The 22,771-nt window shown below is 39.8% G+C and carries 19 protein-coding genes; 7 read left to right on the forward strand and 12 right to left on the reverse strand.

Translation table 11 applies throughout. The features are described from left to right. Positions 1-26 precede the first annotated feature (26 nt). From BVH02_RS14815 to BVH02_RS14835, 5 genes are read left to right on the forward strand one after another with little or no spacing between them, the layout of a single operon-like run. Positions 27-3,404: a methylmalonyl-CoA mutase family protein gene (locus BVH02_RS14815; protein ID WP_086502247.1), complete on the forward strand. Its 3,378-nt coding sequence runs from the start codon at positions 27-29 to the stop codon at positions 3,402-3,404. Positions 3,405-3,452: 48 nt separating this feature from the next. Next, the gene (locus BVH02_RS14820; RefSeq protein ID WP_086502248.1) at positions 3,453-3,869 is read left to right on the forward strand and encodes an OsmC family protein; all 417 of its coding nucleotides are present in this window, start codon (positions 3,453-3,455) and stop codon (positions 3,867-3,869) included. Then, the gene (locus tag BVH02_RS14825) at positions 3,866-4,105 is read left to right on the forward strand and encodes a hypothetical protein (RefSeq protein WP_086502249.1); all 240 of its coding nucleotides are present in this window, start codon (positions 3,866-3,868) and stop codon (positions 4,103-4,105) included. The genes BVH02_RS14820 and BVH02_RS14825 overlap by 4 nt, the downstream gene beginning before the upstream one ends. A 22-nt stretch (positions 4,106-4,127) precedes the next feature. Further along, positions 4,128-5,135, forward strand: coding sequence for a PDC sensor domain-containing protein (locus BVH02_RS14830; RefSeq protein ID WP_086502250.1), 1,008 nt, complete (start codon positions 4,128-4,130; stop codon positions 5,133-5,135). Next, the gene (locus tag BVH02_RS14835; RefSeq protein ID WP_086502251.1) at positions 5,135-7,999 is read left to right on the forward strand and encodes a PAS domain-containing hybrid sensor histidine kinase/response regulator; all 2,865 of its coding nucleotides are present in this window, start codon (positions 5,135-5,137) and stop codon (positions 7,997-7,999) included. Before BVH02_RS14830 ends, BVH02_RS14835 begins: the two co-directional genes overlap by 1 nt. 40 nt (positions 8,000-8,039) lie before the next feature. Here BVH02_RS14835 and BVH02_RS14840 read toward each other — a convergent pair whose 3' ends face one another. The 7 genes from BVH02_RS14840 to BVH02_RS14870 form a co-directional block, all read right to left on the reverse strand. After that, positions 8,040-9,335 carry a dihydrolipoamide acetyltransferase family protein gene (locus BVH02_RS14840; protein ID WP_086502252.1) on the reverse strand — a complete coding sequence of 432 codons (1,296 nt, stop codon included), beginning with the start codon at positions 9,333-9,335 and terminating at the stop codon, positions 8,040-8,042. 95 nt (positions 9,336-9,430) lie between these two features. Then, positions 9,431-10,681 carry a competence/damage-inducible protein A gene (locus tag BVH02_RS14845; RefSeq protein WP_086502253.1) on the reverse strand — a complete coding sequence of 417 codons (1,251 nt, stop codon included), beginning with the start codon at positions 10,679-10,681 and terminating at the stop codon, positions 9,431-9,433. Positions 10,682-10,791: 110 nt separating this feature from the next. Then, positions 10,792-11,577 (reverse strand): SDR family oxidoreductase, encoded by a 786-nt coding sequence (locus BVH02_RS14850; RefSeq protein WP_086502254.1) that lies wholly within the window; start codon positions 11,575-11,577, stop codon positions 10,792-10,794. A gap of 6 nt (positions 11,578-11,583) precedes the next feature. Next, a complete protein-coding gene (locus tag BVH02_RS14855) occupies positions 11,584-12,078 on the reverse strand; it encodes a dihydrofolate reductase (protein WP_086502255.1) in 495 nt (164 codons plus the stop codon). Between the two features lie 116 nt (positions 12,079-12,194). Then, positions 12,195-13,124: a DUF4412 domain-containing protein gene (locus BVH02_RS14860; RefSeq protein WP_086502256.1), complete on the reverse strand. Its 930-nt coding sequence runs from the start codon at positions 13,122-13,124 to the stop codon at positions 12,195-12,197. 95 nt (positions 13,125-13,219) lie between these two features. Further along, a complete protein-coding gene (gene fmt / locus BVH02_RS14865; protein ID WP_086502257.1) occupies positions 13,220-14,146 on the reverse strand; it encodes a methionyl-tRNA formyltransferase in 927 nt (308 codons plus the stop codon). A 58-nt stretch (positions 14,147-14,204) separates the two neighbouring features. Beyond that, positions 14,205-15,392: an exo-beta-N-acetylmuramidase NamZ family protein gene (locus BVH02_RS14870; protein WP_086502258.1), complete on the reverse strand. Its 1,188-nt coding sequence runs from the start codon at positions 15,390-15,392 to the stop codon at positions 14,205-14,207. Positions 15,393-15,431: 39 nt separating this feature from the next. Between BVH02_RS14870 and BVH02_RS14875 the strand changes: the two genes are divergently transcribed. After that, positions 15,432-16,649 (forward strand): ABC transporter permease, encoded by a 1,218-nt coding sequence (locus BVH02_RS14875; RefSeq protein WP_086502259.1) that lies wholly within the window; start codon positions 15,432-15,434, stop codon positions 16,647-16,649. Here the strand turns inward: BVH02_RS14875 and BVH02_RS14880 are convergent. Further along, the gene (locus BVH02_RS14880) at positions 16,624-17,379 is read right to left on the reverse strand and encodes a polyprenol monophosphomannose synthase (protein ID WP_086502260.1); all 756 of its coding nucleotides are present in this window, start codon (positions 17,377-17,379) and stop codon (positions 16,624-16,626) included. The genes BVH02_RS14875 and BVH02_RS14880 overlap by 26 nt on opposite strands. Before the next feature lie 98 nt (positions 17,380-17,477). On the opposite strand from BVH02_RS14880, the gene BVH02_RS14885 reads away from it, so the two are divergent. Further along, positions 17,478-18,356 (forward strand): ATP-grasp domain-containing protein, encoded by an 879-nt coding sequence (locus BVH02_RS14885; RefSeq protein ID WP_086502261.1) that lies wholly within the window; start codon positions 17,478-17,480, stop codon positions 18,354-18,356. Here BVH02_RS14885 and BVH02_RS14890 read toward each other — a convergent pair. From BVH02_RS14890 to hisD, 4 genes are all read right to left on the reverse strand, one after another. Further along, positions 18,353-19,153, reverse strand: a complete 801-nt coding sequence (locus tag BVH02_RS14890) for a tetratricopeptide repeat protein (protein ID WP_086502262.1) — start codon at positions 19,151-19,153, stop codon at positions 18,353-18,355. The genes BVH02_RS14885 and BVH02_RS14890 overlap by 4 nt on opposite strands. Before the next feature lie 120 nt (positions 19,154-19,273). Further along, the gene (hisB, locus tag BVH02_RS14895) at positions 19,274-20,371 is read right to left on the reverse strand and encodes a bifunctional histidinol-phosphatase/imidazoleglycerol-phosphate dehydratase HisB (RefSeq protein ID WP_086502263.1); all 1,098 of its coding nucleotides are present in this window, start codon (positions 20,369-20,371) and stop codon (positions 19,274-19,276) included. A 3-nt stretch (positions 20,372-20,374) separates the two neighbouring features. Beyond that, entirely contained in the window at positions 20,375-21,442 is a 1,068-nt protein-coding gene (hisC, locus tag BVH02_RS14900; RefSeq protein WP_086502264.1) for a histidinol-phosphate transaminase, read from the reverse strand. Further along, positions 21,439-22,734: a histidinol dehydrogenase gene (hisD, locus tag BVH02_RS14905; protein WP_086502265.1), complete on the reverse strand. Its 1,296-nt coding sequence runs from the start codon at positions 22,732-22,734 to the stop codon at positions 21,439-21,441. Before hisD ends, hisC begins: the two co-directional genes overlap by 4 nt. Between the last annotated feature and the right edge of the window lie 37 nt (positions 22,735-22,771).

The following is a 22,771-nucleotide window of genomic DNA, read 5'->3' on the forward strand; positions in this document are numbered from 1 at the left end:
TAAACCAATCTAACAAATCCAACTCCATGACTATCATTCCTGAGAGCTACAAACCCAAAAATCACATTAGAATAGTTACCGCCGCTTCGCTTTTTGACGGACACGATGCCGCAATTAATATCATGCGTCGGATTATTCAGTCCACAGGTTGCGAAGTGATTCACTTAGGACATAACCGATCTGTGCAGGAGATCGTAGATTGTGCAATTCAGGAAGATGTTCAAGCTATCGCTATTACCTCTTATCAAGGCGGACACGTAGAGTTTTTCAAATACATGTATGATTTGCTTCGTGAAAAAGGTGCAGCGCATGTAAAGATTTTTGGTGGTGGTGGAGGAACTATTCTGCCTGAAGAAATTCGTGAACTGCAGGAATATGGCATCACGAGAATCTATGCACCAGATGATGGACGATCCTTGGGATTGCAGGGAATGATAAATGACCTAGTAAGTCAGTGTGATTTTGCGATAGGAGATGAGTTTGCAGAGGGATTTGATCTCGATGTGGAAAATAAGGAGCATGTAGCGCGAGCTATTTCTGCTTTCGAAAACTTCCCTGAGAAATCAGCTGCACGTCTTGAAAATGTAAGAAAGCAAAGTAAAGAATCTAATACTCCTGTGTTGGGAATCACTGGGACGGGTGGAGCAGGCAAATCTTCCTTGGTGGATGAATTGGTGCGTAGATTTCTTATGGACTTTGATGATAAGACATTGGCAATCATATCAGTTGACCCGTCTAAGCGAAAAACTGGTGGAGCATTGCTTGGAGACAGAATTCGCATGAATGCGATTCATCATCCCCGTGTCTATATGCGTTCATTAGCTACGCGACAATCCAATCTTGCACTTTCACGCTACGTACAGGATGCCGTGGATACGGTGAAGGCTGCTGGTTTTGATATGGTGATATTGGAAACATCGGGAATTGGTCAGTCAGATACAGAGATTATTGAACATTCGGATATCTCTCTCTATGTGATGACACCAGAATATGGAGCAGCTTCTCAATTAGAGAAAATTGATATGCTGGATTTCGCAGATGTGATTGCTTTAAACAAGTTTGATAAAAGAGGCGCTTTAGATGCGATTAGAGACGTAAAAAAACAGTTTAAGCGAAATCATCTTTTGTGGGAAACAAAGGATGAGGACCTTCCTGTTTTTGGAACAATAGCCTCTCAGTTCAATGACCCTGGTATGAATCAGCTTTATGGCGCTGTGATATCTAAGATCGCTGAAAAATATCCATCAATGGATAGCAAGGTTGAATTAACAGCTGGTAGCTCAGAGAAAATATACATTATTCCTCCGGCTAGAACGCGCTATCTATCTGAGATTGCTGAAATTAACAGAAACTACGATGTTTGGGTAGAGGAGCAACGCGAGATTGCCCAACAGCTCTATAGCATTAAAAAGTCTATTGAAGCAATACAAAACACGAAAGTGGCTGACAAAGATCGTTTGATCAAAGAACTTCAAGAAGTCTATGCTCAGGTGGAATTGGAATTTGATCCTAAGAATAAAAAGTGGCTGGAAGAATGGTCTTCAGAATCTGCTAAATATTCAGAGGACTTTTATGTTTTTAAGGTTAGAGATAAAGAAATCAAGATTAAAACCTTCTCAACTTCACTTTCAGATACCAGAATCCCTAAAATTGCCCTGCCTAAGTATGAAGCTTGGGGAGATTTATTGAAATGGGGTTTGAGGGAAAATGTTCCGGGCAAATTCCCATACACAGCTGGAGTTTTTCCATTTAAGAGAGAAGGTGAAGATCCAACGCGAATGTTTGCTGGAGAAGGCGGACCGGAGCGTACGAACAAGCGCTTCCATTATGTGTCCAAGGATATGGACGCAAAGCGACTTTCCACTGCTTTCGATTCTGTTACATTGTACGGAGAGGATCCTGATCATAGACCGGACATCTATGGGAAAATAGGTAATTCAGGTGTGAGTATTTGCTGTTTGGATGATGCGAAGAAATTGTATTCTGGCTTTAACCTAGTAGATCCAATGACCTCTGTGTCAATGACTATAAATGGGCCCGCTGCTACGATGACAGCGTTCTTTATGAATGCTGCCATAGATCAGCAATGCGAAGTCTATATCAAAGAGAATGGAATGGAAAAAGAGGTTGATCAAAAAATCGATCAACTCTATAAAGATAAAAACCTTCCAAGACCTACCTATAATGCGAAAGTTCCAGAAGGAAATAATGGCTTAGGTTTGATGCTATTGGGAGTGACTGGAGATCAGGTTTTGCCAGCTGATATTTATCAAAAAATTAAAGTAGAGACCATCGCTAAAGTTAGAGGGACTGTCCAGGCAGATATCCTGAAGGAAGACCAAGCACAGAATACGTGCATTTTCTCTACCGAATTTTCCTTGCGACTGATGGGAGATGTGCAGCAATATTTCATCGATCAGAGCATACGAAATTTCTATTCTGTATCCATTTCAGGTTATCATATCGCGGAGGCAGGTGCGAATCCGATTACACAATTGGCTTTGACACTTTCCAACGGTTTTACCTATGTGGAGTATTATGTCAGCCGTGGGATGGACATCAACCAATTTGCCCCAAATCTATCCTTCTTTTTCTCCAACGGAATCGATCCAGAATATGCAGTCATTGGTAGAGTAGCCCGTAGAATTTGGGCAAAAGCTATGAGGTTGAAGTACGGAGCAAATGAGCGTTCTCAAATGTTGAAGTATCATATTCAAACTTCTGGCCGCTCACTCCATGCCCAAGAAATTGATTTCAATGACATAAGAACTACACTTCAGGCTTTGTACGCAATCTATGATAATTGCAATTCCTTGCATACCAATGCCTATGATGAAGCGATTACTACGCCTACTGAAGCATCAGTTAGGAGGGCGATGGCTATACAGCTGATTATCAATAAGGAACTTGGTCTGGCTAAGAATGAAAATCCTATCCAAGGATCCTTTATTACCGAGGAATTAACTGACTTGGTGGAGGAAGCTGTTTATGTAGAGTTTGATAGAATCACCGAGCGCGGTGGAGTCTTAGGTGCTATGGAGACTATGTATCAGCGTGGCAAAATCCAAGAGGAAAGCATGCACTACGAAATGCTGAAACATACCGGTGAGTATCCAATCATCGGAGTAAATACATTCCTGTCCTCAGATGGTTCTCCTACGGTAACTCCAGGCGAAGTGATCCGAGCGGAAAAAGAAGAAAAAGAAGCACAGATAAAAACCTTACAAACTTTACACGCTTCAAATCCTGATTTAGTGACAAACCATTTGCAGGCACTCAGAAAAGTATCTGTGAATAATGAGAACATATTTGAGGAACTAATGGAGGCTGCAAAGTATTGCTCATTAGGTGAGATCACCCATGCACTTTACGAAGTAGGCGGGCAATATCGTCGGAATATGTAATCTGAATTGGAAAATTTAAACTTGTAAGATTGAAAAATTGATAAGAAAATGGCAAAAAGAAATGTAATAGTTCGCATGAAGGCGGATCACGAATATGAGTCAGTAAACCCACAGGGCAATGTAGTACAGATCGACATGTACGATCCACAGGACAAGAAAGCACAATCTCCAATGGATATGTTGCTTTCTGCACTTGGTTCATGTGCCTCTGTAGATGCGGTTTTGATGATGAAGAAAAAACGTAAAACTGTTACTGACTTTATCGTAGAAGTTGAAGGACAGAGAAATGAAGGCGTTCCTGCTTTCTATACAGATATTCACATGAAGTTCATCTTGATATCCCCAGATGCCAAGGAGGAAGAATTTGAAAAGGTAGTAGCGCTTTCTGTGGAAAAATACTGCTCCGTTGCCTCTTCATTGAAGGCAAACATTACCTTTTCTTCAGAAGTAAGAACGGCTCAATGAGAGTTGTGCAAGAGTTTACCCAGGAGGACATTCGTATCAGCGTGTTCTCCTGGAATAATAAATACATCATCAAGTTTGAGTTGGGACCTATGGAGCAGACCTTCAAAATCTCAGAGATGGATGTCCTGGAAGAAGCTGACTTGAAAACTTTTTGGTCTGGAGATTTTTTTGAGAAAGTGAAAATTAGATTTAAGGAAATGGGTCTTTCATTTCGTGCTGAAGTGGAAAATTTATAATTTCCAGATTACCACCTACTGCATGAAGTTATCAATTCTTTGGATTTACCCGATTTTGCTTTTTTTCAGCTCTTGTGAGCCATCTTCCAAAAGCGGAATTGATAGTAGCTTGGTTATTGATAGGTCCATCATATTGGAGATGGAATCGGAGCTTACACAATTGGATCAGGAAATAGTTTTCCTAAAAGATCAAGTTGAATTTCTTTTAGCTAATAGAGATAGTTTACTGAAACTAGCGGATGTCAACAAGTATATTTTTAAAGGTGGGCTTTCTACCAATACGCCTCAGGATTCTGATAAATTAAGTACGTTAGTGATTTTGAACAGCACCACTGATTTTGAAAAATCAATGGAAACTGCTTTAGTCACGAACAGTATGGATTCTTTTTTCAAACATACCTACGAAAAGTATAGTATCGTTGCTCAGGTGTATATCAATACTGTGGATCAAGTGTCACGTGTTTTCCCAGCATACGATGTCACGAATTTGCTCGACCCTGATCTAGATGTGACGAATTTCAACTTCTTTTATGAAGCAGACTTAAAACATAATCCATCACGTGGCCCTGTATGGATATCTGAGGTATATGTGGACCCAGCAGGCAGGGGATGGATCCTATCTTTGGTGCATCCAGTTTTTGAGCAAGGGGATTTATTGGGTGTTTTAGGCATTGATATTACTGTCGATGACCTTATCAAAAGATATCTAGAGGATTTAGAAGGAGATTTTTTAATAGTCAATAATAAAGGAGATATAGTGGGAGGTAATGCTTCAGCGATTGAAGCGTTGAGTTTTCCGCCCTTGCTGAATCACGTGTATAGAGAGACTATCAATGCTGATAATTTCCGTATTTCGAATTTTAATCTATTCAATAGTAAGAATAATGAGGTGAGAATGATGGCTAAGGCGATTATTTTGGAGAAGAAATCACACTATCTATTTCAGGATGAGTTTAGCCCAGAGGCAGCTTATGCAGTTCCTTTTTCTCTTCTGGATTGGTATCTAATTAAACTTGATATCAGATCTTAATGAATAATGGGATTGGATATCGCAAAGATTTATGGCTAACGATTATTGGCGGGAGTTGCTTAGTGATCTTGGTGATCATTTTAGGATTTAGTTTTTTTATCACTATCACTGATGCAGAGACTAATTCTAAAAAGAGGTTTCTAAGGAAGCAAACTGAACTTGCGGCTACAGAGATTGAGATTGCCACAGATAGATTTGAAGTCAATGCTGAGAACTTGATAGATTATCTAGAGGATGAGGATTTGGATGCGGATGATTATAGAGATGATTTGACCAAAGCGGTTAGGAGAGTCTTCAGTGACTACCCAGGTCTAATCGATACGGTTTGGGTAAATCTTCAGGACTCCACTATTTTTTTAACTAGGACAGAGAGAAATGACTTCATCCGAAAAAAATCCACTGATGGATTTCCTAAAAAAGACAGATTTGATTATAAATATTACTCAAATGGTAAAGGAACAGGTTTCGAACTCGTTTTTTCTTTAAATCCTGTCAGGTTTACCCGTGATTTTGTCACTCATTTTTACCTAAATAAAGGTGGTAATAAGCTTCTGATGCTAGGAGATGAGTTGCGGAATTTGGATCAAAATATGGAAGGTGAATCCCAACTAGAAATAGATGAAGCCTCTTACCAACAAATTCATAATGATGTTTCCATTGGCGTAATGGGTGTATATGAAGTTGATTGGAAGAAAGGAACTGCTATGGGCACTGGTGTCCTAGCACAATATCCTTTTGATTTTGGTGATTTCTATGAAAATGCGTCAATACTCTTCCTTGTAGAGTCCGAACTCACCAGTGGGATTTACAGCACTTATCTGTTTTTATTCTCCGGTTTTGTTTTTTTACTGATTGGAACAGTAGTTTTTTTCACACTTTCATTGCAAAACAGAATGAAGTCTCAGAAGCTGTTGGAAGAAAGTGGGGAGGAGATTTCAGAATTATTTGATCAGCAAAACATCTTGCTGAAAGAGCTTCGGGGCTTTGTTTTCTTTCATAATTACAAAGGTGAGATTACCAGGGTTAGTGATGAGGTGGAGCAAATATTGGGACATCCCAAATCAGCTTATTTGGAGGCATTTAAAAGCGAGGTTAAGCATGAAGATGTAGAGAAAGTAATAAATATGGTGCAGGATGCGCTCAGCCAGAATAAAACTTTCGTCGATATGGAGTTTGACTTTGTAAAACCAGATGGAAAAAAAGTTAGACTTAAAATTTTCGAAAAACTAGTCTTTGATGAGTTAGGAAGGTACAATGGAGGACTTGGAATTTGTACTGATGTCACTAGTCAATTTGAAAGAAAGCAGGAGCTGATTGAAAGCGGGAAGCGACTTCAAAATCTAATCGACAACATACCTGATATTATTTTCACCTATGCTAATGACGGAATAGTTCTGGATTCCCACATTCGGGATCAAAAGTTTCTGAAATCTTTAGGACACTCAATGATTGGGGCTTCGCTTTTTGATTTGGTTCCAATAAATCAACGTGAGCAAACGCAGTTTGCCTTTAACTTGGCTAGAAAAACAGAGCAAATACAGACAGTAGATTTGAGCGTTCTTTCAGGTCATGAAAGTCAATATTTTGAGGTGCGTTTTTTTCCTTTAGACGCCAATCGAATGATGTCTATTGCCAAAGACACCACTAGTCAGCGTATTTGGGAGAAAGGACTTGTAGAAGCTATGAACTCAGCGGATCAAGCGAGTAGGGCAAAATCTGAATTCTTGGCCAATATGAGTCATGAAATAAGAACGCCGATGAATGGTCTACTCGGTATTATTGATCTTCTGGACCAAACAGACCTTAATCCAGGCCAGCTTGAATACCTTGATATTATCAAAAATTCAGGTAATTCATTGTTGGCTATTATCAAGGATATTCTTGATTATTCGAAAATAGAAGCTGGTAAAATTGATCTCAACATGTCCGTATTTTGCCCTGCCGATGAATTGAGCAAGCAGATTCAGATTTTTTATGGTTTAGCTCAAAAGAATGGAATAGTCCTGAAGACTAGCTATGAGCCAAGAACTAAGGAATGGATGGAGGGGGATGTGAAAAAGATTAATCAAGTGATTCTTAATCTTGTGGGAAACGCAGTAAAGTTCACGTCAAATGGAGGAATAGTCTCGGTGAAGCTTGGTTTGGAAAACATTTCTGGTGATATATATTATCTGCGTTGTAGTGTAGAAGATAGTGGTATAGGCATACCAGCAGACGAGATCCTCAAACTTACAGACCCATTTTATCAAGTAGAAAGTTCCAATACTAGAACGTATCAAGGTACTGGATTGGGCTTGGCTATCGCCAAGAAGGTTGTGGAACTGATGGGAGGGGAACTGACTATTTCTTCGGAACTGGGAAAAGGCTCTGTGTTTGAGTTTTCAGTAATCCTAAAGAAAGCTCCTGACTTAGGTATGGTACTGCCTTCAAGTGAGAAGCCGAATCGAACGAATTGGAATGGTATGGCAAAGGAGTATCCTGCTAACATTCTTTTGGCTGAAGATAATGACCTTAATCTGCAGCTAATGACTTTGATGCTTGGGCAGTTGGGATATGCTTTTCAGGTAGCGAGAAATGGCAAAGAAGCACTTGAAATGGCTGGTCAAAACGACTATGACATAATTCTTATGGATGTGCAAATGCCAATTTTGAATGGACTGGAGGCTTCAATTGCTATAAGGGAATTGAAAAATGGTAATGAAGTTTTCATTATCGGCTTATCCGCAAATGTTTTCGATGAAGATCAGAAGAAAGCGATAGCAGCAGGAATGAATGACTACCTCAATAAACCAATTAGATTGCTTGGGCTCGCAGAAATGATTCAGAAATATTCATTGAAACCTAAGTCCGGAAGTAAGGTCTAACTAGTCCAAAAAAAAACCGGTCGATTGACCGGCTTTGTATTTATAATGGCGTGTTAATATCAAATGCTTCCAAATAATCTGAGACCCTCTTGACAAACCTTCCTCCAAGGGAGCCGTCTACTACCCGGTGATCATAAGAGTGGGATAGGAACATTTTATGTCTGATAGCGATCACGTCACCAGTAGGAGTTTCTATTACCGCAGGTTTCTTAATGATAGCTCCTACAGCCATTATTGCTACCTGAGGCTGAGGAATAATAGGTGTACCCATTACATTCCCAAAAGAGCCCACATTAGATACCGTATAGGTCCCTCCTGACAAATGATCTGGACTTAGCTTATTGGTTCTGGCGAGATTGGCCAGTTCGTTTACTTTTTTAGAAATTCCTACGAGATTCAACTGGTCCGCATTTCGTATAACTGGGACGATCAAATTACCACTTGGTAGAGCTACAGCCATACCTACGTTTATTTCATTTTTTCTGATAATTCTTTCCCCATCTACAGAAATATTTATCATTGGGAAGTCACGAATTGCTTTTGCAACTGCTTCAATAAAGAAAGGAGTATACGTGATAGATTCCCCAAACTTAGCTTTATACTCAAGCTTGTTTCGCTCTCTCCACAGCACAATATTTGTCATATCTGTTTCTACGAAGGAAGTGACATGGGCTGAGATTCGCTTAGACTCTATCATTCGATGTGCAATCATCTTGCGCATACGATCCATTTCTATGATCTCATCGGAGCCAGAAATACTGACTGGTATTTTTGGTGCAGAAATTGAAGGAATAGGAGTTGTAACCTGCTTAACTGAGTCGTTTTTTGCTGCTAGGTAATTCAGCATATCCTGTTTAGTCACTCGAGCGTCTTTTCCAGAACCAACAACTTTAGTAAGTTCGGCTTTAGAAATACCCTCTTCCTTTGCAATACTCAATACTAATGGCGAATAGAAACGATCATCTCCTGAGTCGTTAGATTCTTTAGTTTCATCAGAACTGAGTAATGCAGCATTATTTTCAGGAGCTAGATTTACTAATTCTTCTTTTTTCGTACTTGTATCTGCACTAGTATTGGGTACAGCGTTGTTTTCAGCAGCTGTTTCAATAATCGCAATAGGAGCCCCTACAGCGATCACATCTCCTTCTTTCGCAAGTATTTTCTTCAAAACCCCTGCGTGGGTTGAGGGTACTTCCGTATCCACCTTATCGGTAGCAACTTCTAATACAGATTCATCCTGCTCGATGATGTCACCTTCGTTTTTTAGCCAGGTCAGTACTGTACCTTCTGTGATACTCTCGCCCATTTTGGGCATAAGCATTTCTACAATCGCCATGGTTATGATTTAATGATTTATTGGGTTTATTTTCAAGATTTAAAATTAAATTTTAAAAAACTCGATCCCAAACCTTTCAATAGAAATATTATTCGTCATTTCTCTAAAATACAAATTCTTAGCAAATTCAAAACCGCAACTGCCGTCAGTTGAATGTTCAACATCCTATCCTGAGTTAACTGAAGCTTCTTCGTCTCTTGAAAACCATCTCCAGTGCAAGCTATCCAGATGGTGCCCACTGGTTTTTCTTCTGTTCCTCCAGTTGGCCCAGCTACTCCGCTACTAGCCAAACCAAAGTCGGCCTTGAATAATTTGCGAACTCCAGTTGCCATCTCTAGCACCGTTTCTTCACTTACTGCTCCTTTTGAGGTCAATGTATGATTCTTTACATGGATAATTTCTTCCTTGAATTGGTTCTGGTAAGGAATTACCGCTCCTTGAAAATACGAACTACTGCCCGATATACTGGTAATCAAATGAGAAATATACCCGCCAGAGCAGCTTTCTGCCAAAGCAACTGTTTTGTGACTTTCGGTCAAAAGTTTTCCTATAGCAGTTTCCAATGACTCTGAATCGTACCCATATACGTATTTTTCAATACTCGGTAAGACTAAATCAATTTGTTGTTGAATGGCATTTTCGATTTCAGTTTTTTCCGTTCCAAATCCTGTAAGTCTAAGTTTGACATGCCCTAAAGATGGTAAATATGCCAATCTAATGGTGGAAGGAAGTGCATCTTCCCAAAGTCTAATCAAGTCAGCCAGCCAGCTTTCACCAATTCCTACGGTTTTGATCATTCTATGGACAATAACCGGAAGTGGGAAAAGTGTTGGGAGTTTTGGCAAAACGAAGTCTGTCATAAGTTTTTTCATCTCATGCGGTACTCCAGGCATAGACATCCAATAGGTTCCGTTGCGCTCAAACCACATTCCTGGAGCTGTTCCCACTTCATTTGGAACGTAAGTGCAGCAAGCAGGTAAGTGACCTTGTAGCAAGTTTAATGGTGTCATTTCTCTTCCGCGCTTGCGAAAGAACTCTGTCACAGCCTCTACAGCTGCGGTATTTTCCACGATAGCACAGCTGAAATATTCCGCCATCAGTGGCTTGGTGAGGTCATCCTGTGTAGGGCCAAGACCACCAGTAATCAAAATTATGTCAGCTCTAGCTTCTGCTGAAGCGAAAGCTGCTAGAATATCCTTTCTATCATCACCTACAGTCGTTTTCCGAACTACTTTCACGCCCATCAAATCTAGCTCTTGGCTGATCCAATGACTGTTTGTATCCACTATCTGTCCATAGAGCAACTCGTCTCCTATGGCTATGATCTCAGCTCTGACTACTTTCATCTGTTTATATCTGATTTTATATGGTCATCCACTTAGCTTTCGTAAGAAATCTCGCAAATGTTCTTGTCAATTGGCTGTGTAAAGCTTCAAGGACAGGCGATTTGATAGGCTTACCTTACTTCTGATTTTAGAAGAATCTTCGTGAAAATTGTTGGGACAAATCGTTTTAAATAAATCCCCATCGTTTCTTTTCCACCTATATAAACTTCTTCTTTCTTTTTTATGAGCGCATTGAAAATCTCCTTAGCGCAATCCTCAGCACTCATTCCATTTTCCTGCGCTTTGTCCATTTCATTGAGTGGAGTTCCGTCAGCAGTCAATGCGTTTTTGGATACATCTGTTTTAATAAATCCTGGACAAATCATCGTGACGGAAATATTATCCTCGAAATGCTCTAACCTAAGTGATTCGAAGAAGCCATGTAGTGCATGCTTGGCAGCAGCATAGCTTGATCGATAAGGTGATCCAAATTTCCCTACCAAGGATGAAATTACGCCGAACTGGCCAGATTTTCTAGCTATGAAATGGGGGAGAAGCGCCTTGGTAAGGGCTACAGTGCCAAAGAAATTCACTTCCATCAATTTGCGATCCACTTCTAATGGCGTGTCCTTGATAAGAGATCGCTGACTGATGCCACCATTGTGAAGTATTATATCTATATGCCCAAAAGCAGCGATAGCTTCCTTAACTTTTTCTTCGAAAGAAGCCTGATCTATCAAATCGAGCGGAAGTACTTTGCAGTCATGCGGATGTGCACTGTCAGCTTTAACTTGCTCAAGAGCTTCTTGATTTCGAGCCGATAGAATGACCTGATATCCCTCTTTCACGAATTTATAGGCCGTAGCTTCACCGATTCCTGATGAAGCGCCAGTGATCCATATTACTTTCTTAGCCATGTTCTTTTAAATTCTTTCGTAATCTACATACGTGAATGAATACTCATGTCGCTCATCTGCCGGATGGTGTTCTGAAAATGATGTTTTCCAATTCGACTTGTCAAATTCTGGAAAAAAGGCGTCCCCTTCTGGAGAAGCATTTACCTCAGTGAGTTGCATCTGATGTGCATGAGGCAATGCTTCTTTGTAAATTTCTCCACCGCCTATTACATAAAGGTGATCCACATTTTTTGATTCACAAAATGCCAATCCTTCTTCCAAACTGTGAAACACAAAGTGTCCCTCTGGCATTGAATAGTTTTTGTTCCTAGTGATAACGACATGAGTTCTATTGGGAAGCAATCCGTCTAAAGACTCAAATGACTTTCTTCCCATCAGGATAAAATGATTGCTGGTAAGTGCTTTAAATCTTTTGAAATCGTCAGGTAACCTCCAAACCATTTCATTGTCCTTCCCAATTACATTATTTTCGGCAACTGCCGCTATCAAAGAGATTTTCATTATCACAGATTATTTGCCTTGAAGATACTAGTCATGAACTGTTGAAAAAATAAAATGGAACAGAATTACTTCTGTTCCATTCACTTTAATTTTTTTTAGATCGTTCGGCTGAAAAATTAATTCTTTGCTCCGGCCGTCATTAGGTTTGGATATTCAGCCATGGTAAGTGAATTAGCAGAATTTTCATTGATTTCTACCACTTTCATCTCGATGATTCCAGATTCTGTAGAGGTGTAGGTAAGCTCCATAAAGTTTCCTTTTGGCATATTCTTGAATCGCTCAGCATACTTAGCCTGAGCCTTTGAAGTCATCATTGGACTATTGGTGCTCCAGAAAGATGAAAATCCTCCAATTGGCTCATCTGTGATCCAATAATACCCTTCGCCATCTTCATTCTTCACATGATATTCCTCACATTGATATCCTAGAATTTCTTTTGTATTACCAGTTTTTTCTATGGTGACATCCATATCATCGACATCGGAGATTATTTCATCTTCAAGAGTTTCATTAACAGCGTCAAAATCCATCTTATAGGCAAAACTAGATTTCTGACCTTTGTTGTCTAGAAAAATTATTGAAGCTTTATTTTTCATGTCAAAAACCATTGAAGTAACAGCTCCTTTATTTTTGGGGTCTACCAGTTCCATTCCTGTATACTCAGTAGATTTAGCCAGATAAGATTTTAATAAAACGGGGTCAGCTTTCTTGCCTTTTTCATCTGTACTATTCATTTCAAGTACAATATGTCCGAAGAAGTCATATGAGGATTCAGTGTCAACTGGTTCTCCCATACCTTTCATGATTGCGCTCATATCGATACCACTTGCAGTCGCACCATCACTGCCTCCATACATATCAGCAAACAACTTTTCTAGCTGATGCTCAGTGAATTTGGTGGCTTCCTGCTCTACTTTTCTCTCTAATGCATTTTCTATACCTCGATTGGCGGCATTTTGGATTTTTTTAATGAATTGAGCCTCTGCTGAAAATGAGATCAGGACTAAGAAAAACAATGGGATAACGTAATTTCTAAGATTTTTCATAGATATAATTTTAAAAATATGTTTAAATAATATCCATAAGTTCTTAAAAATCAGACTAAAAACGAAATTATTGCCACTTAAATATCCCGGTTGATTTAAGAGAATTTATATCCTCTAAGTAAATCATCGACCTTCATTCGTTTTTTTCCTTCAAGTTGAAGTTCTAAAATCTCCAAAACTCCTTTTCCTGTTTGAACTTTCAAATATGTTTTATTGTCAGTCTCTAGTTCACCTATTGCCTTTTTACTTTTTTGGTCGGGGAAAAATTTGGTCTTGAAGATTTTGCAAATCTTATCATCAAATCTTGTCCATGCCGCAGGATAGGGAGAAAGTCCACGAACCAAATTATGAATGGATTCTGCAGAATTATCCCAATTGATTTCACCTGTTTCTTTGAAAATCTTTGGAGCATGATGTAGCGCTTTTGATTCATCCTGAGGTAAGGCTAGTACGGTATCAGCAGCGATGTCTTCGACCGTTTTGACAACAAGCTTTGAGCCCATAGTCATCAGTTTATCATACACAGAACCTAAATCATCTTCATCTAGGATCGCAACATTTTCCTGATAGATAATGCTTCCAGTATCGATTTCATGCTTTAGGAAAAAAGTGGTCACTCCAGTTTCTTTATCGCCATTGATGATAGCCCAATTGATCGGCGCAGCACCTCTATAGTTTGGCAAAAGAGAAGCGTGAAGATTGAATGTGCCTAGTTTCGGCATATTCCAAACTGACTCTGGCAGCATTCGGAAAGCTACCACGATCTGCAAATCAGCTGCTAAAGCCCGAAGCTCCTCTTGGAATTCTGGAGATTTCAGATTGGTAGGCTGAAGGATGTTCAAGTTTAATTTTAGTGCAGCTTCCTTCACTGGTGAAGGGATTAACTTTTGGCCACGACCCTTGGGTTTGTCTGGGGCGGTAATCACTCCGACGATATTCCAGCCATTTTCCACTAATAACTCTAAAGCAGGCACAGCGAACTCCGGCGTACCCATGTATATGATTCTAAGATTCTTCTTCATGGTAAGGATAAAATGAGATTTGAGGAAAGATATAGGATATGCACTCTCAGTCTAAGTCTCAATTATAGATTAAGTATTGCTTACGAAGTACTCTGTATTTATTCAAGTCAGCTTCCCAACTTGCAGTGATTTCCGCCTCGGTTTTCCCTTCCATAATCATCTTTTTCAATTGGTCCGTTCCAGCAAGTGTATTGAAGAAATTATTGAAAAAAGCCTGACCCTTACCGGATTTTTGGTAGGCGTCCAGAAGGTATTTCAAAGTAAATTCATGCGTCAATAATTCCTTTCGGAGATCCACTCCATAGCATTTCTTGTCCTGTAGAGGCGGCGTTTTAGACATCCCATCAATACTGACCGGAGTGAACGTGAAATCACCGAATTTTGGATCTGGGTAGCCATATACCTGAAAAGGAAATTGGGTGCCTCGACCTAGAGAAACGATGGTCCCTTCGAAAAAGCAAGTGCTAGGATAAAGTTTGACGGATAGATCATTTGGCAAGTTTGGAGAAGGCTTTACAGGTAAATTATAGGGTTTTTGATGATCCCAATTTCCTACTGGAATCACCTTCAAATCTACTGTAAGTCCACCTTTCAACCATTTCTCTCCATTGATCATTTGCGCCAGCTCACCTACAGTCAATCCGTGAACGACAGGGATGGGATGCATTCCTACAAAACTTTCATAGCCTTTTTGACGAACAGGCCCAGCGATGTAATTACCATTTGGATTGGGTCTATCGAAGATGATTACTTTTTTGCCATTTTCTGCAGCCGCCTCCATCAAGTAATGCATCGTGCTGATGTAGGTGAAAAAGCGAGCGCCAACGTCTTGTAAATCGAAAATTAGGATATCCAGCTCTTGAATTTGTTCAGGCTTTGGCTTTTTATTATTTCCGTAAAGGGATATTATTGGCAAGCCAGTTTTGGAATCTACGCTATTGTCGACTTTCTCTCCTGCATCAGCCTGCCCACGAAATCCATGTTCTGGCACAAATACTTTTTTCACTTGCACACCTTTTTCCAGGAGAAAGTCGACAACATGCTTATTGTCACTTTGAGTCAGAATACTAGTTTGGTTGGCAACAATTCCAATTTTTTTTCCTTCAAGTTGCTTGAGATACAGCTCTGGGCGCTCGGCACCTGGCAGGGGAGTTCCTTGCCTAGCCAAAGTGGAGATGGAATTAAGCAGAATTATGAGTGCTACACTCAAAAAGTAAATAAAGGGCGAAAGTTTCGTTTGCTTCATGCTATTTTGCGGTCTAATTGAACAAATTAAAGCAGTCCTTTGAACCTTTCCTATTTCATCGCCAAAAGAATCAGTTTTAAGAAAGCTGGTGGATTTTCGGCCACTATTCACAAAATCGCAGTAGGAAGTCTCGCCTTGGGTCTGGCCGTATCGCTCGTTTCCTTTATGGTTTTGGGAGGTTTTCAGAGTACCGTTTCGGAAAAAGTTTACGGATTCACTGGACATTATCAGGTACAGCGATTTACGATGAGCAATGCATTCGAAGAGGCTCCTTTTTCGCTGAATTCTGACTTTAGTAAAACCTATCAGGAACTCCCTTTCATTACAAAAGTACAGTCATTTGCTCACAAGGCTGCATTAATCAAAGGAGAGGATGAAGTAGAAGGTGTGCTGATGAAAGGTGTGGGTCAGGATTTTGATACGCTTAGCTTCAAAAAGTATGTGATTGACGGCCGGATGATTCATGTTCCCGACGAAGGAATAAGTAATGAAGTGATGCTAAGCCAGTTTATTGCAAATAAGCTCTTGCTAAAAGTGGGTGATAAAATAACACTCTACTTTGTACAAGATCCGCCAAGATATAGGCGAGTGGAAGTTGTCGGCATTTTTCAAACGTATCTAGAGAACTTCGATGAAAAGATCATAATAGGAGAGCTACAGACCATAAGGAATCTGAATAACTGGACGAAGGATCAGATCGGTGGAATGGAGATTTTTGTGGATGATTTTACTAAAATTTCTTCATATTCTCCAGAAATAGAGGAGTATATGGATTATGATCTAAAGTTGATTAGTAGTGAGGATAAATTCGTAGAGATCTTCGATTGGCTGAAGCTTTTGGATAATAACGTCTATGTATTCATAGGTTTGATTGGCTTTGTGGCAATCTTCAATATGGGAGCGATTCTGTTTATTCTGATCATGGAGCGTACTCAAATGATAGGACTACTTAAAGCCTTGGGATCTAGCAATGTTCAGATCCAGAGAATCTTCTTTTGGAACGGAATAAATATCTTGATGAGAGGAATAGTAATCGGAAATGTACTAGGCTTAGGGATTGGCTTTCTGCAAGATCAATTTAAGTTAATTCCTCTCGATGCGGCGAGCTATTACATGAGTTATGTGCCCATAGATTGGAACTGGCCTGCATTTATCTTAATAAACATAGGAATCGTGATACTGACGGCGGCCGTTTTAATTATTCCTGTAATGGTGATTTCCAGAGTGGATCCTATTCGGTCAATCCGCTTCGATTAAGTTGATACGGGATGAAAATGCTCTTAATTTTCATGGACACCACACCAAATCCAGCTTCTTTAAAAATACCAGGGCTCATTTTAGATGTCCCTTTCGTGCGATCCGTGAAGATGATGGGGATTTCTACAATCTTGAATCCTAGCTTCCAAGAAGTGAACTTCATCTCAATCTGGAATGCATAACCAACGAATCGTACTTCGTCCAATTTGATCCCGGCGAGAACGGATTTATGATAGCATTTGAAGCCTGCTGTGGCATCTTTTACAGGTAATCCTGTGATAAACTTCACATATACACTGGCGAAATAAGACATCAAAACTCTGCCCATCGGCCAATTTACCACATTTACTCCGGTGATGTACCGTGATCCAATTGCCAGATCAAAACCTTCATTTGCACAAGCTTGATATAATTTTATGAGATCATTTGGATTGTGAGAGAAGTCCGCATCCATTTCGAAGATGTAATCATAATCTCTCTCCAAAGCCCATTTAAAACCTGTAATGTAGGCGGTACCCAAACCTAATTTCCCTTCACGTTCGATTAGATGTAGTCTGCCCGGAAAGGCTACCTGTTGACTTTTTACCAAGCTTCCGGTTCCGTCTGGACTTCCGTCATCAATCACCAAAAGTTCAAATCCACCATCCAAAGCCATCACGGCATGGATCATCTCCACGATGTTTTCTTTCTCATTGAAAGTTGGAATTAAGACGAGTTTGCGGTGAGTCATAATTTTAATAAATGCCAAAAGTAACGCTAAAGACCGATTTTAGAAGAATTGAGATTGATAATTTTGGTTAAAGTATAGCTTTACATAAAAAATATAGAATGGCGCAACATATAGCAATAGTTAGTTACTTTTCGAAAGGTGCTTACGACACCAATACTACTGACGAAAACCTCATACTTTCTACAATTCTACATGAACTTGGCATATCTCATCAAATCGTAGCTTGGTCAGATTCTACGGTGGATTGGTCTAGCTTCAGCTCTTTGCTCATCAAATCTACTTGGGATTATTTTGACTATTATGAGGAGTTCAAATTATGGCTTGCAACTATTCGTGAATTAGGAATTCCAGTGTTGAATAGCTTGGATACGCTGGAATGGAACTCATCGAAAAGGTATTTGCTGCAAATTGAGTCCAAGGGATTTCCAGTTATTTCTGGACATATTTTGGAAAAAGGAACGGTAATTTCCGCTTCCGCTATTTTCAAAAAGATCTCTTCCGAAATATTGGTAGTCAAGCCGTTAGTAAGTGGTGGTGCCAAAAACACGTTAAAGATTGTAAAGAAAGATTGGGGAAACTATGCTAATCAGGTGCAAGCTTTGGTAGATGAAGAAGCATACCTCGTTCAGCCTTTTGTCAATGAGGTGCAAGAAGTAGGTGAGTACTCACTTATTTTTTTCAATGGAGAATTCTCCCATGCAGTTCTCAAGACACCAGCAAATGAAGATTTCAGAGTACAACACTATTTTGGAGGGACAATTAAATCAGTGGAGCCATCATTGAAAATGCTTGACTCTTGTCAAAAATTGATGGATAATTTTGGGAAAGATACACTTTACGCACGTGTGGATGGTGTTGACTGCGCAGGTGAATTTTTCTTGATGGAGTTGGAGCTGATTGAACCTTACTTATTTCTGGATATTTCAATAGAAGCTTTGGCAAATTACAAGCGTGCAATTGCCACTTGTTTGGCTTAGGTAAAGCAGTTTTCCAGTTGTGCTTTTGCGAGCTCACTGCCTTTCTTAGCAGCAGTTTGAATTAGCTCACAGCCTTTAGAATCTCCCAAATATGTCATACATATACCTTTTTGGGCCATTGCTTCTATGTGGTTTGGCTTTTCTTTGAGCACTGCATCAAAGTCTTCTAATGCCCACTCTATATATCCAGCTCTCATGTAAGCGAAACCTCGGTTATAAATTCCTACTAGGTTATCTGGCTCTCGACTGACATAGGCATTGAAGGAGCCTGCGCATCCCAAAGCATCTCCTTGAAATGCCAAGGCCATGCCTGTGTAGTAATAAGCTTTAGCGTAGTCAGGATCCAATTTCGTTGCCATTCGAAGAAATTCCTCCGCCTTTTTGTACTTCTCGGTCATGATCATGGTTCTACCAAGGAGATATAAAATATTAAAATCTTCGGAATCAAGCATGGCTGCCCGAAGAAGTTTCAGCTCGGCATTTATATAGTCCTTTTGATCAAATAGTAACTTACCTAATCCTGCATATGCCTGGGCATACTGATCATCAATTAAAATAATTCGCTCATAGTCTGCTTTGGACTTCTCCAGTTCGCCGATCTCCTCATAGGAACGCGCGCGGAGGTGAAGTGCCTTTACATCTGTGACATGAAAAAATAAGTATTGATTTAGGTCAGAGATGGCATCCTCATATTTCTGCTCATTGAAAAGATGCTCAATTTTCTGAATGCTACTTGAGCAGGAGCTGCTAATGCAGACTAATAAAAGAATAGTGAATGTACGTAAAAGTCGTTTCATGACTAAATGAACAAAAAAGTAGGGATTAGGAAAAATAAATCTAATGTTATTTTCCTAATCCCTACGAAATTTTCATAAATACCCTTTTCGTAAATTGCAAAGGACTTAATCTATTGACTTCTAAAGAACTCCCTTCGTGCTTGGAAGTTGATTGATATTTCTAGGATCACGCATTACAGCCATTTTAATTGATCTCGCTAGGGCTTTGAACATTGCTTCAATTTTGTGATGCTCATTAGCTCCTTCAGCTTTTATATTCAGATTGCATTTAGCTGTATCTGAGAAAGATTTGAAGAAATGATAGAACATCTCTGTTGGCATATCGCCTACTTTCTCGCGCTTGAATTCGGCATCCCAGACGATCCAAGGTCTTCCACCAAAGTCGATCGCAACTTGTGCCAATACATCATCCATCGGCAAAAGAAAACCGTAGCGGTAGATGCCTTTTTTATCTCCCAAAGCCTTCAAATAAGCTTCACCAAGAGCCAAAGCTGTATCTTCTATCGTGTGATGCTCATCTATATGCAAATCACCATTTACTTTAATCTCAAGGTCTGTGCTTCCATGCTTACCGAGTTGCTCTAGCATGTGATCAAAGAAATGTAAGCCTGTTTTGATATCACAATGCCCGTTTCCATCCAAGTTTAACTTGATATAGATATCGGTCTCAGAAGTTATCCGCCTTACTTCCGCCAATCTAGGAGGCATTTTCAAGAACTCATAGATCTCATCCCAATCCGTAGTGCTCAAAGAAGCTCTATCAGTTGGTTCACCTATAAATATTGCTTTTGCGCCAAGGTTTTCGGCAAGTTTCACATCAGTCAGTCGATCGCCAATCACATATGAATTCGCCAAATCATATTCTTCTGAAAAGTACTTGGTCAACAGGCCAGTTTGTGGCTTACGTGTTGGCGCATTCTCATGCTCAAAAGTTGAATCAACAAGGATTTCAGTAAAGAAAATATTCTCCTGCTCCAATGTTTTCAACATCTTATATTGTGCTGGCCAAAAGGTGTTCTCAGGAAAGGAGTCTGTCCCCAAACCGTCTTGATTAGTCACCATGACCAATTCAAAATCCAATTCTTCGGCAATCTTTCTAAGATTGGAAATAGCCTTCGGCAAAAACTCTAGCTTCTCAAGGCTATCTACTTGAAAGTCAGTAGGTGGTTCTTTGATGATTGTACCATCTCTATCGATAAAAAGAACTTTCTTTTGCATGGGTTATAGGTTGAAGCTTTCGGTATAGATTTTTTTAAGCGCTTGGATAAACGCTGTATTTTCAGTTCTTGTCCCAACAGTGATTCTCAAGCATTCTTCACAAAGTTGAACTTTAGCTCTGTTTCTGACGATAATTTTTTCTTCGATCAGATCATCATACACGTGACTTGCATTTGGCATTTTCACTAACAAGAAATTAGCATGAGAAGGATGAATTTTTTCTACATAATCAAGCTTTGCGAGTTCATTTCTTAAGTAATCACGTTCTTGAAGTATATCAGCGATCATCGCATTGACTTTATCTACATTCTTGAGTGCAGCTAATACTGTCTGCTGTGTCAGTCCAGATATATTGTACGGAGGCTTGATCCTATTAAGGATCTTGATCATATCCTTGCTGGCAAAAGCCATCCCAAGTCTAAGTGAAGCAAGTCCCCAAGCCTTGGAAAATGTCTGCATCACCAACAGATTCTTATACTCATTTAAAAGTGTTGTAAAACTCGGCTCGTCACTGAAGTCAATATAGGCCTCATCTACAACTACAAGGCCATTAAATTCCTGTAAAAGTTTCAATATATCTTCTCTATCTACCTTATTTCCACTAGGGTTGTTAGGTGAGCAGACGAAGATGATCTTTGTGTTTTCATCTACAGCTTGTAAAATAAGATTAGGTTGAAGCTGGAAGTCTGCTGTAAGAGGAATCTTACGAGTTTCCACGTCATTGATTCCTGCACTCACTTCATACATTCCATAAGTAGGAGGTAGGAGTATAACATTGTCTTTTCCTGGATTACAAAAAGCTCTGAAAAGCAGGTCAATTGCTTCATCTGAGCCATTTCCCAAGAATATCTGGGAAGGTTTCACTTGTTTGATTTCAGCGATTTCTGCTTTCAGCTCATGCTGATAAGGGTCTGGGTATCGATTATAATCCTCATCTGTGACAGATCCGTACGGATTTTCATTAGCATCTAGGAATATTCCCTCCTTTCCGGTGTATTCATCACGAGCGGATGTATACGGCAGAAGGTTAACAATATGTGGCCGAAGTAGTGGAGTTAAGTCAAACTTCATTTTTTCTGATTTTTGAGGTAGTTGAGGCGTATTGATACGGCGTTTTTATGCCCATCTAGCAGCTCATTTTCTGCCATGATTTCTATCGTGGGCCCTAAATTCTTCAATCCTTCTGGAGAGATTTTTTGATAGGTAATTTTCTTTACAAAACTGTCTAGAGACACGCCGCTGTAATTCCTGGCATAACCATAAGTTGGCAACGTGTGATTTGTACCAGAGGCATAATCGCCGGCAGATTCAGGAGTGAAGTTGCCGATAAAGACAGATCCAGCATTATAGATGGAATTAACAGCCGATTCTTCCTCTCTAACACTTATTATCAAGTGCTCAGGCGCATAGAAATTAATCAATTCAATTGCCTTTTCAGCACTATTCATGAGTACAGCTCTAGAGTTGGACAAAGCTTTTTTTGCAATATCCTTTCTAGGAAGATCTTCCAGTTGTTCTTCGATTTCTATGATTACTTGCTTTGCAAATTGCTCAGAATCAGTAACCAAAATAACCTGACTATCCACTCCATGCTCAGCCTGAGAAAGTAGATCGGCCGCCACAAAAGCTGCGTTGGCAGAATTATCCGCATAAACCAACAACTCTGATGGGCCAGCCGGCATGTCTATGGCCACTCCATGTTTAGTAGCAGTTTGTTTTGCTGCTGTCACAAATTGGTTTCCAGGGCCAAAGATCTTATCAACTTTTGGGACACTTTCTGTTCCAAAAGTCATTGCAGCTATAGCCTGAGCTCCACCTGCCTTTACGATTTTGGTAATACCAACCAAACTGGCAGTGTATAGAATCGCAGGGTGGATTTTACCTTCTTTGTTGGGAGGTGAACAAAGCACGATTTCCTTACATCCAGCTAGTATAGCAGGGATTCCAAGCATCAATACAGTACTGAATAATGGTGCAGTCCCACCAGGAATGTATAAACCAACCTTTTGAATTGGGACACTTTTCCTGCTACAAACTACTCCGGGCATCACTTCATCAACCAGTTCAGGAGTTTCCTGAGCCCTGTGAAACCGTTCAATATTAGTTTTCGCAACTTGGATCGCTTCTTTCAATTCTGGCGATATAGCAGCTGCCGCTGATTGGATCTCTAATTCCGTTGGGAACAGTGATTCCAACTCCACATGATCGTATTCCAAAGCGAATTTGAAAAGGGCTTTGTCGCCATTTCTTTTCACTTTCCTAAGGATAGGTTTTACGATTTTATTAATCTGCTTGGTTTTAAAAGTTGGTCGAGCCAACTTTTTCGCCCAAGTTTCCTTACTAGGATTGTCCAGGATTTTCATTAGAATGCTATTCTAGGTATGTGCAACTAGTTTGTAT

It is taken from the genome of Algoriphagus ratkowskyi (genome assembly GCF_002150505.1).
Taxonomy (GTDB): domain Bacteria; phylum Bacteroidota; class Bacteroidia; order Cytophagales; family Cyclobacteriaceae; genus Algoriphagus; species Algoriphagus ratkowskyi.